Annotated in this window: 10 protein-coding genes and 1 riboswitch; of the genes, 4 read left to right on the forward strand and 6 right to left on the reverse strand. The window is 61.5% G+C overall.

Annotated elements, in window-relative coordinates; all coding sequences use genetic code 11:
* Positions 1-7 precede the first annotated feature (7 nt).
* The 5 genes from ACZRMS_RS14585 to ACZRMS_RS14605 all read right to left on the reverse strand — a co-directional run bounded on the left by ACZRMS_RS14585 (position 8) and on the right by ACZRMS_RS14605 (position 5,454).
* Positions 8-1,111, reverse strand: a complete 1,104-nt coding sequence (locus tag ACZRMS_RS14585; protein ID WP_463995803.1) for an ABC transporter ATP-binding protein — start codon at positions 1,109-1,111, stop codon at positions 8-10.
* Positions 1,112-1,133: 22 nt separating this feature from the next.
* Complete coding sequence (locus ACZRMS_RS14590) at positions 1,134-1,964, reverse strand: carbohydrate ABC transporter permease (protein WP_463995804.1); 831 nt, start codon at positions 1,962-1,964, stop codon at positions 1,134-1,136.
* 8 nt (positions 1,965-1,972) lie between these two features.
* Positions 1,973-2,899 carry a carbohydrate ABC transporter permease gene (locus tag ACZRMS_RS14595; RefSeq protein ID WP_463995805.1) on the reverse strand — a complete coding sequence of 309 codons (927 nt, stop codon included), beginning with the start codon at positions 2,897-2,899 and terminating at the stop codon, positions 1,973-1,975.
* A 168-nt stretch (positions 2,900-3,067) separates the two neighbouring features.
* The gene (locus ACZRMS_RS14600; protein ID WP_463995806.1) at positions 3,068-4,378 is read right to left on the reverse strand and encodes an ABC transporter substrate-binding protein; all 1,311 of its coding nucleotides are present in this window, start codon (positions 4,376-4,378) and stop codon (positions 3,068-3,070) included.
* A 140-nt stretch (positions 4,379-4,518) separates the two neighbouring features.
* Positions 4,519-5,454, reverse strand: coding sequence for an AraC family transcriptional regulator (locus ACZRMS_RS14605; protein WP_463995807.1), 936 nt, complete (start codon positions 5,452-5,454; stop codon positions 4,519-4,521).
* 99 nt (positions 5,455-5,553) lie between these two features.
* Between ACZRMS_RS14605 and cobF the strand changes: the two genes are divergently transcribed.
* Both cobF and ACZRMS_RS14615 read left to right on the forward strand, forming a co-directional pair.
* Positions 5,554-6,309 (forward strand): precorrin-6A synthase (deacetylating), encoded by a 756-nt coding sequence (gene cobF / locus ACZRMS_RS14610; RefSeq protein ID WP_463995808.1) that lies wholly within the window; start codon positions 5,554-5,556, stop codon positions 6,307-6,309.
* 99 nt (positions 6,310-6,408) lie between these two features.
* Positions 6,409-8,373, forward strand: a complete 1,965-nt coding sequence (locus ACZRMS_RS14615) for an acyltransferase family protein (RefSeq protein WP_463995809.1) — start codon at positions 6,409-6,411, stop codon at positions 8,371-8,373.
* Here ACZRMS_RS14615 and ACZRMS_RS14620 read toward each other — a convergent pair whose 3' ends face one another.
* Complete coding sequence (locus ACZRMS_RS14620; RefSeq protein WP_463995810.1) at positions 8,374-9,663, reverse strand: glycosyltransferase; 1,290 nt, start codon at positions 9,661-9,663, stop codon at positions 8,374-8,376.
* A gap of 202 nt (positions 9,664-9,865) precedes the next feature.
* A riboswitch (cobalamin riboswitch) is annotated at positions 9,866-10,062 on the forward strand.
* A gap of 94 nt (positions 10,063-10,156) precedes the next feature.
* On the opposite strand from ACZRMS_RS14620, the gene cobW reads away from it, so the two are divergent.
* Together cobW and cobN are read left to right on the forward strand one after the other, a co-directional pair.
* Positions 10,157-11,227, forward strand: coding sequence for a cobalamin biosynthesis protein CobW (cobW, locus tag ACZRMS_RS14625; RefSeq protein ID WP_463995886.1), 1,071 nt, complete (start codon positions 10,157-10,159; stop codon positions 11,225-11,227).
* 3 nt (positions 11,228-11,230) lie between these two features.
* On the forward strand, positions 11,231-15,001 hold the full coding sequence (gene cobN, locus ACZRMS_RS14630) for a cobaltochelatase subunit CobN (protein WP_463995811.1): 3,771 nt from the start codon (positions 11,231-11,233) through the stop codon (positions 14,999-15,001).
* Positions 15,002-15,087 lie beyond the last annotated feature (86 nt).

A 15,087-nucleotide genomic window follows, 5' to 3' on the forward strand; every position in this document is an offset into this window, starting at 1 on the left:
GCAGGCGTCAGGCAGCAGCGCGCAATGGACGGGTAAGGGCCAGCCCGTCTGCATCGAATAAGTGGCAATGTTCACTGTCCAGGTGCAAGTGCAATTGTTCGCCGTACTGGCTCGCCATATCGCCCCGGATACGCATGGTCAGGGGCTCGCCGCACGCGGTAATCACGTGGCAGTAGGTGTCGCTGCCCAGGCGTTCGCCCACATCGGCAGTGACGGTCAGGGTGCAGTCACCGGGGTTGGCCAGGTTCAGGTGCTCGGGGCGGATGCCCAGGGTCACGTGGCTGCCCAGGCTCAGCGAGGCACCGCTGAACGGCAGCTGGATGCGGGTGCCCGCGTCCAGTTCGACTTCGCAGCCCAGACCATCGAGACGGCTGACCTTGCCTTTCATAAAGCCCATTTTCGGCGTGCCAAGGAACCCGGCGACAAACAGGTTGGCCGGCTGGTGATAGAGATCCAGTGGCGAGCCGACCTGTTCGACTTTGCCCGCATTGAGCACTACGACCTTGTCGGCCAGGGTCATGGCTTCGACCTGATCGTGGGTCACGTAAATCATCGTCGCTTGCAGCTCCTGGTGCAGGCGCGCCAGTTCGAGGCGCATTTGCACCCGCAGCGCCGCATCGAGGTTGGACAGCGGTTCATCGAACAGGAAGATTTTCGGGTTGCGCACAATCGCCCGGCCAATGGCCACGCGCTGACGCTGCCCGCCGGACAGGTGTTTGGGTTTGCGTTCAAGCAAGGGTGCAAGCTCCAGGATTCGCGCCGCTTCGTTGACCTTCTTCTCGACCTCGGCCTTGGGTACGCCCGCCAGGTCGAGGGCAAACGACATGTTCTTGCGCACGCTCATGTGCGGGTACAGGGCGTAGGTCTGGAACACCATCGCCAGGTCGCGTTTGGCCGGGCTGACTTCAGTAATGTCGCGGCCATCCAGCTCGATGGTGCCATCGCTGACTTCTTCCAGGCCGGCAATCAGGCGCAGCAGGGTGGACTTGCCGCACCCCGAGGGGCCGACAAATACCACGAACTCGCGGTCATGCACTTCAAGGTCGATGCCCTTGATGATGGAAAAGCCTTCGAAACCCTTTTGCAGATTCTTGATTTTCAGGTTGGCCATGATGGGCCTCCACTCGTTGTTTTTATTTAACCGCGCCGAAAGACAAACCGCGTACCAGTTGCTTCTGGCTGATCCAGCCGAAAATCAGGATCGGTGCGCAGGCCAGGGTCGACACCGCCGACAATTTGGCCCAGAACAGGCCTTCGGGGCTGGAGTAGGACGCGATCAAGGCGGTCAGTGGTGCAGCACTGGACGACGTCAGGTTCAGTGACCAGAACGCCTCGTTCCAGCACAGGATCAACGACAGCAGCAGAGTCGAGGCCAGCCCGCCCTTGCTGATGGGCAGCAGCACCCGGACCACTTCCTGCCACAGGGTGGCACCGTCCAGGCGGGCGGCTTCGAGGATGTCCCTGGGGATGTCCTTGAAGTAGGTGTAAATCATCCAGACCACAATCGGCAGGTTGATCAGGGTGTAGATGATGATCAGCGCGGTGCGGGTGTCGAGCAGGCCAAACGTCTTGGCCAGCAGGTAGATCGGCATCAGCACGCCCACCGGCGGCAGCATTTTGGTGGAGAGCATCCACAGCAGCGTGCCCTTGGTGCGTTTGGTTTCGTAGAACGCCATCGAGTAGGCCGCCGGGATCGCGATCAACATGCACAGGGCGGTGGCGGTGAACGAGATCACCACCGAGTTCCAGGCAAAACGGAAATAGCCGCTGCGTTCTTCGATGTGCAGGTAGTTCTCCAGGGTCGGGCTGAAGATGAATTGCGGTGGCGTGGCAAACGCATCGATTTCGGTTTTAAAGCTGGTCAGCACCATCCAGAAAATCGGAAAGAAAATCAGGATCGCGATGGCCCAGGCCAGAGTGCCGAGCAGCAGGCTTTGCAGGCGGCGGGATTGTTGAAGAGTCATGGCGGGCCTCAGGCTTTGTCTGTCAGGTTTTTGCCGAGCATGCGCACCAGAATGATGGCCGCGATATTGGCGATGACCACGGCGATCAAGCCACCGGCCGAGGCCATGCCCACATCGAACTGCACCAGCGCCTGGTTGTAGATCAGGTACGCCAGGTTGGTCGACGCATAGCCGGGGCCACCATTGGTGGTGGTAAAGATCTCGGCGAACACAGACAGCAGGAAGATGGTTTCAATCATCACCACCACGGCAATGGGGCGCGCCAGATGGGGCAGGGTCAGGTGCCAGAAAATCGCGACGGGCCCTGCACCGTCCAGGCGTGCGGCTTCTTTTTGTTCCTGGTCCAGCGACTGCATGGCGGTCATCAGAATCAGAATGGCGAAGGGCAGCCATTGCCACGACACAATGATGATGATCGACAGCAGTGGGTAGTGCGCCAGCCAGTCAACGGGCTGAGCACCAAACAGTTTCCACACGGCGGCCAGAACCCCGGACACCGGGTGGAAAATCAGGTTTTTCCAGATCAGGGCGCCCACGGTGGGCATGATGAAAAACGGCGAGATCAGCAGCACCCGCACGATGCCGCGGCCCATGAATTCGCTGGCTTCGAGCAGGGCGCTGATCAGTACACCGAGCACCACGCTGATCAGCAAGACGCTGCCCACCAGCAGCAAGGTGTTGGTGGCGCCGGGCAAGAAGCCGGAGTCGGTGAGGAAGTAGGTGAAGTTCTCCAGCCCCACAAACTGGTTTTCGCCGGGGTACAGCAGGTTGTAGCGGATCAGCGAAAAGTACAGGGTCATGCCCAGTGGCACGATCATCCACAGCAGCAAAAGCGCCACGGATGGCGTGACCAGAAACCAGCCCGGGTTGAACAGGCGTGATCGGCGCGCCGCAGGCGGAGCGTCGAGCGCTGTAATAACAGTCGAAGTTGTCATGGTGAATACACCTGTAGAGGGCAGGCAAATGGCTTGTGGGGGGGCCACTGTCTTGAAATCGGCCATCCACTGTGGGAGCGGGCTTGCTCGCGATTCAGGAGGCGCGGTTGTGCAGTCAAACCGCGTCGATGCCATCGCGAGCAAACCCGCTCCCACAGGGTCAGGTTGCTATTTGGGATAACCCGCCCGTTTCATCTCGCGCTCGGTGCTTTGCTGGGCCGCCGTGAGCGCTTGATCCACCGTGGTCTGGCCAATCAGCGCGGCGCTGAACAGCTTGCCGACCTGGGTGCCCACCGCCTGGAACTCGGGGATGGTCACCAGTTGAATGCCCACGTAAGGCACGGGTTTGAGCGTCGGGTCCTTGGGGTTGGCGACTTTCAGGGATTCGAGGGTCACTTTGGCAAACGGCGCCGCCTTCAGGTAGGCATCGGTGTAGGTCGAGTTGCGGGTGCCGGGCGGCACGTTGGCGATGCCGTCTTTCTCGGCAACCAGGGCGCCATATTCCCTGGAGGTGGCCCAGGTGCTGAAGGTTCTGGCTGCGTCCTTGGCTTTGGAACTGGCAGGGATCGCCAGCGCCCAGGAGTAGAGCCAGGCGCTGCCTTTGTCCGTGACCGCCTGCGGGGCAAAGGTGAAACCGACGTGATCGGCCACTTTGCTCTGGGTGTGGTCGGTGACGAACGAGCCCGCGACACTGGCATCGACCCAGATCGCGCACTTGCCGCTGTTGAACAGCGCCAGGTTTTCGTTGAAACCGTTGCTGGTCGCACCCGGCGGGCCAGAGGCCTTCATGGTGCCGACATAGAAGTCCAGTGCGTTTTTCCACTCCGGCCCGGTGAACTCTGGCTGCCACTGCTCATTGAACCAGCGCGCGCCGTAGGCGTTGGCGATGGTGGTGATCAGCGCCATGTTTTCGCCCCAGCCGGCTTTGCCACGCAGGCAAATGCCGTATTGCTCTTTCTCGGGTTTGTTCAGGGTTTTGGCGAACGCTGCGATCTGCTCCCAGGTCGGGTGCTCGGGCATGGTCAGGCCGGCATCCTTGAACAGGTCGGTGCGGTAATAGGTCATTGAGCTTTCGGCATAGAACGGCAGGGCGTAGAGCGTGCCCTTGACCGACAAGCCTTCGCGCACCGAGGGGAATACATCATCAATGGCGTAGGTGGCCGGCAGGTCGGTCATGGGTTCGAGCCAACCCTTGGCGCCCCAGAGTGCGGCTTCGTACATGCCGATGGTCAGCACATCGAACTGGCCGCCCTGGGTGGCAATGTCCGTGGTCAGGCGTTGGCGCAAGACGTTTTCTTCCAGCACCACCCAGTTGAGCTTGATCTCGGGGTGTTCGCTCTCGAAGGTCTTGGCCAGTTTTTGCATGCGGATCATGTCGCTGTTGTTGACCGTGGCGATGGTCAGGGTTTGCGCGCCCAGGCTCAAGCCGCTGAGGGTCATGCACATAGCGACACATAACGCTTTGACAGGAAAATTCATTGAACACTCCACTTCATGGGCCAGACGGCTTTTGAAGGACGGTTATTGTTTTTATAGCTGCCCGCTGCAGGCGAGCACGTGGGCCGATTACAGCCCTCAATCACCGTTGTGACAAATCACTGGAAGCACTCGAACCGATACTATTTTGCACTGCGCAGGCGTTCGCTCAGCGGCGGCTGGTTTTGCTCGGTCAAACGTTGCACCGCCAGGCGCCGATAGTGTGACGGCGTCATGCCCTTTAGCTGCTGAAAGCGGCGGTTGAAGTTGGAGATATTGTTGAAACCGGACTCAAAGCACACGTCTGTTACGGGCTTTTGGCCGTCGGCAAGCAATTCGCAGGACTTGCTGATGCGCAGGCGATTGACGAACTCGATAAAGCAGCGCCCCGTGGCCTGTTTGAACACCCGGGAAAAGTAGGTGGGTTTCATGCCCATGTAGTGAGCCACTTCTTCGAGCGGCAACTCGCGGGCGTAGTGGCTGAAAATATAATCCACGGCCCGGTTGGTACGGTCGATGGTCTGCTCGTCGGCCAGTTGCCCGCATGTGACGCCCGACAGCAACTGATAGTCATCACACTCGGCCAGCAGCTCCAGCAGGATCAAAAAATGCCCCAGACGGGTCACGCCCGTGGAGTCGGCGATGGTCTGCATCAGGGCCATGGCCTTGCGGATCGTGTGGGGGCAGCGAAACTCGATGCCGTAGTGCGCCCGCTCCAGCATCGGGGTCAGGGTTTTGAGTTCGGTAAATACCGAGGCGGCACCTTCGAGCAGCTCATCGGTAAAGTTCACCAGCATGTCGCGGGTGGGCACCACTTCATCCTCGGCCACCTGGCTGATCCAGTTGTGGGGCAGGTTGGGGCCGGTCAGGAACAACGACCTGGGGTGGAAATTGCCGATATAGTCACCAACAAACACCTTGCCGCTGCTGGCCACGATCAGGTGCAGCTCGTATTCCTTGTGGAAATGCCAGCGCACCAGGGGGCAGGGGAAACCATGCTGGCGATAGATGATCGACAGACCGTTGTGGTCGTCCATCAGTTCGTAAGACGGGTCTGTAGCTCTGGCGAGTCGAGTCATGGTCGGGCCGAATCAAGTCTTCTTATGGCACTTATCATGCCGCCTTCGCCTAATTTCCACCAGCCAGGATCTTCCGGCTTGATCGAGGGGCAAGACACGATGAAAACACTGTTACTGATCGGCATTGGCGCCGGTGACCCGGAGCACATCACTGTACAGGCGATCAATGGGCTGAACCGTGCCCGGGTGTTGTTTGTGCTGGACAAGGGCCAGACCACTGACGATCTGGTGCGCCTGCGCCTTGAAATCTGCCGGCGCTACATTCGCGAGCCGGGTTATCGGGTGGTTCGGGTCAGCGACCCCAAGCGTGACAGCGCAACGCCTTCCTACACTCAGGGTGTTGAAGACTGGCATGAGCGCCGGGCCGAGGTGTTTGCGCGGTTGATAGACACCGAACTGGCCGATGGAGAATGCGGGGCCTTCCTGCTGTGGGGCGAGCCGGGGCTGTATGACAGCACCCTGCGCATCCTGGACCGGGTACGGGCCAATGGCTGCACCGACTTTGACTACCAGGTGATCCCCGGGATCAGCAGCGTACAAGCTCTGGCGGCCCGGCATCGCGTGCCGCTCAACGGCATCGGCCAGCCGATCCGTATCACCACCGGCCGGCGCCTGGTGGCGGCAGATCTGGACAACGTGGCCGTGATGCTCGACGCGCACTGCGCTTTCGAGGCCTTTGTCGATCAAAACCTCGATATCTGGTGGGGCGCCTATATCGGTACCGACGACGAGATTTTGATAGCCGGCAAGCTGGCCGAGGTGTGCGAGCAGATCAAGCAGGCCCGTAGTGCGGCCCGAGAGCGCAAGGGCTGGGTGATGGACACGTATCTGTTACGAAGACGTCCTGTAGATTGACCCGATTCCTACATGAAAGTCGGATCGTGATTACGGTGCCGATTTTGGGTGGAGGGGTAGCTTTCGCGTTCCAACGAATAACAAAAAGCAGGAAATACGATGCGCAAAGCTTCCCCGGCTTACCTCCCGGCAATAGATGGGCTACGGGCCATCGCCGTAATCGCTGTAATCCTCTTCCATGCGGATTTTCTGGATGTGCTCCCCGGCGGCTTCACCGGGGTCGATCTGTTTTTCGTGATCTCGGGCTATGTGATCAGCCAGTCCCTGTGCGACCGGGGGCATTCGGGGTTTGTGGACTATCTGAAAGCGTTCTATCGGCGCCGGTTGCTGCGTATTTTGCCGGCGCTGCTGGTTGTGCTGGTGGCTACTTTTCTGGTCTCGGCCCTGTTTGTGCCGCAGTCCTGGCTCAGTGAGCAAAGCAATAGCACCGGGTTGGCGGCCTTTTTTGGGGTCAGCAATATCGTGCTGGCCTGGAACACGGATACCTATTTTGCCCCTGGTGCCGAGCTCAACCCGTTTTTGCATACCTGGTCGCTGGGGGTTGAAGAGCAGTTTTACCTGGTCTTCCCGGTGCTGTATTTCCTGTGGCTTCGTTATAAAAAACACAGCGCCCTGGTATGGGCGGTGCTGCCGGTACTGGCCATCGCCTCGCTGGCGGTCAGCGCCATGCAGACAAAAACCGATCAGCTCTCGGCCTTTTACTTGCTGCCCGGCCGGTTCTGGGAGTTGGCCGCTGGCGCCATGCTGTTCCAGCTGATGGATACACGGCGCGCTTCACTGCGCTCCAGACCGCTTGCCAGCCTGTTGCTGGCCGGCGGTCTGGGGCTGGTACTGGCGGGGTTTGTGTACGCCGAAGAGCAGGGTTTCCCTTTTCCGTGGGCGCTGGTGACGGTGTCGGGGGCGGTGCTGATGATCGCTGCGCTGGCACTCCCGGCCGACGGATATGGTTCGCCCCTGCAGCGCCTGCTGCAAGCACCCTGGGTGACCTATATCGGTCGCCTGTCGTTTTCCCTGTATTTGTGGCACTGGCCCGTTGCCGTGTTTTTACGCTGGACTACGGGGACAGAGCTGCTGCTTGTCCAGTTGCTGTATCCGGTACTGGTGATGGCGCTGGCGGTGGCCTCTTATCACTGGATCGAAATCCCCGTGCGTACCGGTAAATCGGCGTGGCAGCGCCAGGCCTGGAGCACGTTCGCCGTGAGTTTCGGCGCGGTCGGCCTGCTCTGGTGGTCGGCGCTGTGGGTGACGGACAACACTGAGCAGCTATCCCTGAGCCAAACCCGTGACACCTACACTTGGTATGCCTACAGGCACTACCCCAGGGAAGACATCGTAAAGATCGAGGACCCGCGGGTTAACGGACGACAGCTGTTTGTGATCGGGGACTCGCATACGGCGGCCTATCGCACGCTGCTTAACCGCGTGTCGCTCAAGCTTGGGGTCACGGTGGTGGAGTACGAGCAGGGCGGGTGCGCAGTGGCGAACCTGATGGCCGCTGATCCGCCCGATTGCGCCGAGCGTCAGGAAGCCGACCTGAGTGATATCGAAAGTCGGGCCAGGCCGGGCGACATTGTGTTCCTGGCCTCTTTGCGCATGCCGGAGCTGCAAGATGTTGCATTCGATCAGGCCCTGGCCCTGCTGACGCCGCAGAGTAACGCCGCAGCCCGAGCCTCGGCCGAGCTCACGTTGGCCCGGCTGGCGGCTGCCAACGTCCGGGTCTTGATCGACGCCCCCAAGCCACTGTTCAAGGCACCTCCCGGACGCTGCTCGGACTGGTTCAACCGGATGAACCCGGTTTGCGCCGAAGGCCTGACGGTCGAGCGCGAGCAGCTTGAACGCCTGCGCGCGCCACAGATGCAGCTGCTGGAGCTGTTGCAGCGTGAGCATTCCGGACTGACCGCCTGGGACCCGTTCCCGCTGCTGTGTCCGGGCCCGGTGTGCTCGGCTTATGACACCGACGGCCAGCCACTGTTTTTCGACTCGAACCATCTCAGTGGCCATGGCAATCGGGTGCTGGAGCCGTCCTTTACCGAAGTGCTGCTGAAAATCTGGCGTAACAGCTAGTCAGACCCGGTTCTTGGCCTCGATCCACTGCGACATGTATTGGGTACTTTTGTGCTGGTGATGGCGCAGCATGGCGCCGGTGAAGTTGTTGCGCCGGTGCTGCTCAAGCCCGGCGCGGCATGCTTCGATCCGCTCGACCAGCGCCGGGCCGTGAGTGCCCTGCAGGTAACGCGCCGCCAGCAGTGCCTGCCCGTGCTGCTGGGCCTGATGCCAGGCCTGCGGGTTTTGGTACAACTCGACGGCGGCGGCGGCAATCGCACTGGCGCTTTGCTCGATGGCACCGGCCCACGGCAGATCGCCGTGCATGCCTTCGGCGCCCACGGGGGTGGTCACGTTGGGGGTGCCACAGAGCATGGCGTCGGCGATTTTGCCCTTGATCCCTGCGCCAAAGCGTATGGGGGCCATGCAGATCCGCGCGTTGCTCATCACCTCAAGGGCGTCTTCAGCCCAGTTGAGTACGTGAAAACCTTGCGCCGGGTTGTGCAGCGCCGTGGCTTTGGGCGGGGTGTAAGCGCCGTAGACGTGCAGCTGCGCGGTGGGCAGTTGCTGGCGGATCAACGGCCAGATGCCGGTTTTCATCCAGAGCACGGCGTCCCAGTTGGGGGCGTGGCGGAAGTTGCCGATGCTCAGGAAGTGCTGGCGCTGTGCATAGGGCACGAACGTGGCCGGCACACTGTCGACCATCAGCGGGCACCAGTGCAGCAGGGCCTTGGGCACGTTGAAGTGTTCCACCAGCAAGTCGATTTCGTATTCGGAAATCATCAGGTTGAGATCGCAGCGGTAAATCGCGGCGATTTCCCGTTGCGCCAGGTCGGTGCCGGCCATCTGTTCGAACGTTTCGCGCTGGGCCGGGGCGAACAGGCTGCTGAAATCGTTCAGGTCGGTGTCGTGCTTGAGCCGTGCCTTGAGCTGTTGCTGACGGGCGTCGCGCAGGCTTTGCAGGTCGGAGGTTTCCAGCACGCGCAGCGCATCGGGGCAGTGCTTCTCTACCCGCCAGCCAAACTGTTCTTCCATCATGAAACGGTCGAACAGCACGATGTCCGGGGCCAGTTCGGTGATAAAGGCATCAAAACTGCTGTTGTTCAGTTCAATGGCCACTTCATCAATGCCCAGCGCGGCCAGGTCCGCCTTGTGCTCGCCAATGCCTGCGGGGCTGCTGAAGGTGATGTGCCAGCCTTGCTGCAGGAAGCTCTCGATGATTTGCATCATGTGTCCACCGGCCGCCGAAGAGCGTGGTTCGGGCCACACGTAGCCGATAATCAGGACGCGGGTTGGGCAGGTGGAGGGCATGGGCAGATCCTTGAAGCAGGGCGGCTGAAAAAAGGCGGCAATTAGAACACACCTGCAGGGCCTGCGGGACCTGTGGGAGCGGGCTTGCTTGCGATGCAAACAGCGGGGTCTATCGGTCAAAATGCGGCGATGCCATCGCGAGCAAGCCCGCTCACACAGTAGATGGGTCACAGCTGTGCATTGACCTGTTACAAAGCACTGCGTAGCCTTGCGCGTTCGAGGTTCTTCGCCACGCGAAGCTAAGAAGGGAACGCGGTATGCCGCGGCTGCCCCCGCAACTGTAAACGGTCAATGATCTTGCCATGCCACTGCGTTACACGCGGGAAGGCGCAAGGTCGGGATCAGCCCTGCTGAACCCCAGCCGTAAGCCAGGAGACCTGCCTCGTGACAGATTCTTACTTCAACCGGGCGGGGTGATCCGGTGGCGAATGTTGACCGCACACTGCCTGCGGTCGTCGTCCCGTATGCCCGCCGCTTTGCCAAAGGGCATCCGATGAAAACACTGGCCAAAACTCCCGTCACCATCGTTACCGGTTTTCTCGGTTCGGGCAAAACCACGCTGCTGCGCCATATGCTGGATAACGCACAGGGCCGTCGCATTGCGGTGATCGTCAATGAATTCGGCGAGCTGGGCATCGACGGCGAAATCCTCAAGCAATGCACCATCGGTTGCACCGAAGAAGAAGCCAGCGGCCGCATCTATGAGCTGGCCAACGGTTGCCTGTGCTGCACCGTTCAGGAAGAGTTCTTCCCGGTGATGCGCGAGCTGGTTGCGCGCCGTGGCGACATCGACCATATCCTGATCGAAACCTCGGGTCTGGCCCTGCCAAAGCCGCTGGTTCAAGCCTTCCAGTGGCCAGAAATCCGCAGCGCCTGCACCGTGGATGCGGTGATTACCGTGGTCGACAGCCCGGCCGTGGCTGCCGGTACGTTTGCCGCCTTCCCGGACCAGGTTGACGCCCAGCGCAAGCTCGACCCGAACCTGGACCACGAATCGCCGCTGCACGAGCTGTTCGCTGACCAGCTGGCCAGTGCCGACCTGGTGATTCTCAACAAGGCCGACCTGATCAGCCCTGAAGACCTGGCAAAAGTGCGCGCCGAAGTGGCTGAAGAGCTGCCGCCAGCGGTCAAAATCATCGAGGCCAGCAGCGGTCGATTGCCGCTGGACGTGCTGCTGGGCCTGGGCGCCGGCTCCGAAGACCATATCGATGGCCGCCACAGCCACCACGACCATCACCACGATGGCGATGATGGTCACGACGATCACGACCATGATGCCTTCGACTCGATTTCCATTGAGTTGCCACAAGGTGAAGAGCGCGTATTGATGGAGGCCCTGACCCAGTTGGTGGTCAAGCACGGCATCCTGCGGGTCAAAGGCTTTGCAGCAATCCCGGGCAAGCCGATGCGTTTGCTGATCCAGGGCGTGGGTACCCGCTTTGACAAGCACTTCGACCGTGCCTGGGCTGCGGATGAGTCACGCGTTACCAGGCTGGTGCTGATCGGCCAGGACCTGGACGCCGAACTGCTCGAGTCCACTTTGCGTAAAGCGTTGAGCGAGTAAGCCATGCATCTGCTCAGGACCCAGCCCGGTGGCTTTGTATTGGACGACAATATTGCCGATTTAGGCCAGACCCCCGCCGAGCTGGTGATCCTGTGCAGCGGTGATTCAAGCCTGGCACTGCTGGCCGAAGCGGCGCAGCAGTTGCCTGAAGATTATCCAAGCTTGCGTCTGGCCAACCCGATGCAAGTGCAAAATCATGCCTCGGTCGACCTTTATGTCGATCAGGTGCTGCAACACGCCAAGGTGATACTGCTGTCGTTGCACGGCGGCATCGGCTATTGGCGCTACGGTATTGAGCGCCTGGTGCAACTGGCCGAGCGCGGCGTAACCCTGATCCTGGTGCCCGGTGATGATCGCCCCGACCCCGAACTCAGCGGGCTGAGCACCGTACCCGCCGAACAAGGCGAGCGGCTCTGGCACTTTTTGCGTCAGGGCGGGCGGCATAACGCGCTGCAGCTCTATCGTTGCCTGGCCAGCCAATGGCTGGGCCGCGACTACCCATGGGACGAACCGCAAACCCTGGCGCGTACCGCGATTTATCATCCGGCCCACGCCAATGCCCAACTCAAGGGCTGGCAGGCCGACTGGGTCCCCGGGCAACCGGTGGCGGCGCTGTTGTTCTATCGCTCGCATTTGCAGGCGGCCAACACCGCGTTTGTCGATGTGTTTTGCCAGCGCCTCCAGGCCGCCGGGCTCAACCCCTTGCCGATTGCCGTGGCCAGCCTTAAAGAGCCGGGTTGCATGGCCGTGGTTGAAGACCTGCTGGATGAAGTGCAGGCCGGGGTCATTCTCAATACCACCGGTTTTGCCCAGTCCAGCCCCGAAGCGCCGCATCTGCGCCCGTTTCGGCGCAATATCCCGGTGATTCAGGCCATTTGCGCCCAGGACAACGAGCCGGGGTGGCGGGCCAGCGAACAAGGCCTGGGGCCCCGCGATCTGGCGATGCATATCGCCTTGCCGGAACTGGACGGGCGGATTATCAGTCGCCCGATCAGCTTCAAGGACCTGGCATGGCGCAGTGAGCGCAGCCAATCGGATGTGGTGTGTTATCGCGCTCAACCCGAACGGATGAATTTTGTCGCGCAGCTGGCCCGGCGCTGGGTTGAACTGGCCCGGGTGGCGAACCCGCAAAAGCGTGTCGCGCTGATCCTGGCCAACTACCCGACCCGCGATGGCCGCATCGGCAACGGCGTGGGGCTCGACACCCCGGCGGCGGCGCTGAATATCCTGCGGGCCTTGCAGGCTCAGGGGTATCCGGTGGACTGCGCGTTGCCCGAGAGCGGCACGGCGCTGATCCAGGCCCTGTTGGGCGGGGTCAGTAATGACCTGGACAGCCTCGACCTGCGCCCGTGCATGCAAAGCCTGGCGCTGGATGAGTACCTCGCGATGTTCAATGCGCTGCCCGCGGCCAATCGCCTGGCAGTGACCGAGCGATGGGGCGAGCCACACAACGACCCGATGTTCCGTAGCGGGCGGTTGATGATTGCGGGGCTGCGCTTTGGCCTGACCTTTGTCGGAATTCAACCGGCGCGGGGCTATCAGGTCGATGCCAGTGCGGTGTACCACGACCCGGATCTGGTGCCGCCCCACGGCTATCTGGCGTTCTACTTCTGGTTGCGCCACACCTATGGCGCCCACGCGGTGGTGCACGTGGGCAAGCACGGCAACCTGGAATGGCTGCCGGGCAAGGGCGTCGGGCTGTCCGAGCACTGCTGGCCGGACGCGATCCTGGGGCCCATGCCCAATGTCTATCCCTTTATCGTCAACGACCCGGGCGAAGGCGCGCAGGCAAAACGGCGGACCCAGGCGGTGATCATCGATCATTTGATGCCGCCCCTGACCCGGGCCGAAACCTATGGTCCGTTACGTGATCTGGAGCTACTGGCCGACGAATTTTACGAAGCGCAGTTGCTCGATCCGCGTCGGGCGCGGGAGTTGCAACGGGACATCCTGGCGCTGGTGCGCGAAACCCGGATCGACCGCGAGCTGCAACTGGACGCAAAGCTCGACAGTGATGCAGATGCGGCGATCTGGTTGCCCCGCCTGGACACCTATTTGTGTGACCTCAAAGAGTCGCAAATCCGTGACGGGCTGCATATTTTTGGAGAGTCGCCGGCAGGGCGGCTGCGTATCGACACCTTACTGGCGTTGTTGCGCATCCCCCGTGGCGATGGCCGTGGCGCGCAATCCAGTCTGTTGCGGGCGCTGGCCAAGGCCTTTGAATTGGGTTTCGACCCGCTGGACTGCGCGCTGGCCGAACCCTGGACGGCGCGCCAACCGATTGAACTGCGGTCCATCACCGACGCGCTGTGGCGCACGGCGGGCGATACCCGTGAGCGTCTGGAGCTGTACGCTGCGCAGTTGATCGAACAGGCACTGGCCGATGAATTGCACTTGCCCGATACCGCGCAATGGGCAGAGGTGCGGGCCATTTTTGACGCGCTGCTGGAGGTGGTTGCACCGCGTCTGGATGCCTGCGGCCCGGCCGAGATGCAAGGCCTGCTCGATGCCCTCGGCGGGCGCTTTGTGCCGGCGGGCCCCAGTGGCGCGCCGAGTCGTGGCCGTCTGGACGTGCTGCCCACCGGGCGCAACTTTTTTTCCGTGGATGTGCGCAACCTGCCAACCACCACGGCCTGGCGGATTGGTTTTCAGTCGGCCAACCTGATCCTCGAGCGTCACTTGCAGGACCACGGCGACCATTTGCGGCAGTTGGGTTTGTCGGTGTGGGGCACGGCGACCATGCGCACAGGCGGTGATGATATCGCCCAGGCCATGGCTTTGATGGGCGTGCGCCCGGTATGGGCCACGGGCAGCCAGCGGGTGGATGACTTTGAAATCCTGCCGGTAAGCCTGTTGGACCGCCCGCGGGTGGACGTGACCTTGCGCGTGTCGGGGTTCTTTCGCGATGCGTTTGCCAACCTGATCCGTCTGTTCGATGCCGCCGTGCAGGCGGTGGCGGCGCTGGACGAACCGGACGACCTCAACCCGCTGGCGGCCAAAGTGCGCAGTGAACGTGAACAACTGGAGCGTGACGGGCTGGCACCGGAGCTGGCAGCTCGCCAGGCGGGCTGGCGGGTTTTCGGCGCCAAGCCCGGGGCGTATGGCGCCGGGGTGCAGAACGCGATTGACGGCCGTCTGTGGCAAAGCCGCGATGACCTGGCCGAGGTGTATCTGAACTGGGGCGGCTATGCCTATGGCGGCGCCGATGAAGGCACCGCTGCGCGCGACCAGTTTGCCCGGCGCTTGGGCCAGGTGCAGGCGGTGGTGCAAAACCAGGACAATCGCGAGCACGATCTGCTCGATTCCAATGACTACTATCAGTTCCAGGGGGGCATGCTGGCGGCGGTTGAAAGTTTGAGCGGGCAGGCCGCGGCCAGTTACCACGGCGACCACAGCCAGCCAGACCTGCCGAAAATCCGCACCTTGAAAGAAGAGCTGAACCGGGTGATACGTTCCCGCGCCGCCAATCCAAAATGGATCGACGGGGTCAAGCGCCACGGCTATAAGGGTGCGTTTGAAATGGCCGCGACCCTGGATAACCTCTTCGCGTTTGACGCCACCACGCACTTGATTGACGACCACCAGTACGCGTTGCTGGCGGATGCCTACCTGCTGGACCCGGACACCCGCGAGTTTGTGCGCGAGCATAACCCGCACGCCTTGCGCGATATGACCGAACGCTTGCTGGAGGCTCAGCAGCGCGGGTTGTGGAGTGAACCGGGTGAGTATCAGCAGGCACTGGAAAACCTGTTGCTGGATATAGAAGAAGAGTGAAAGAGCAGCCCTCGCCCCAGCCTTCTCCCGGATGGAGAGGGCTGGGGCGAGGGGTTTTATGAACTTGATCAACTTTCTAAGATGTG

The organism is Pseudomonas sp. B424 (assembly GCF_055408345.1).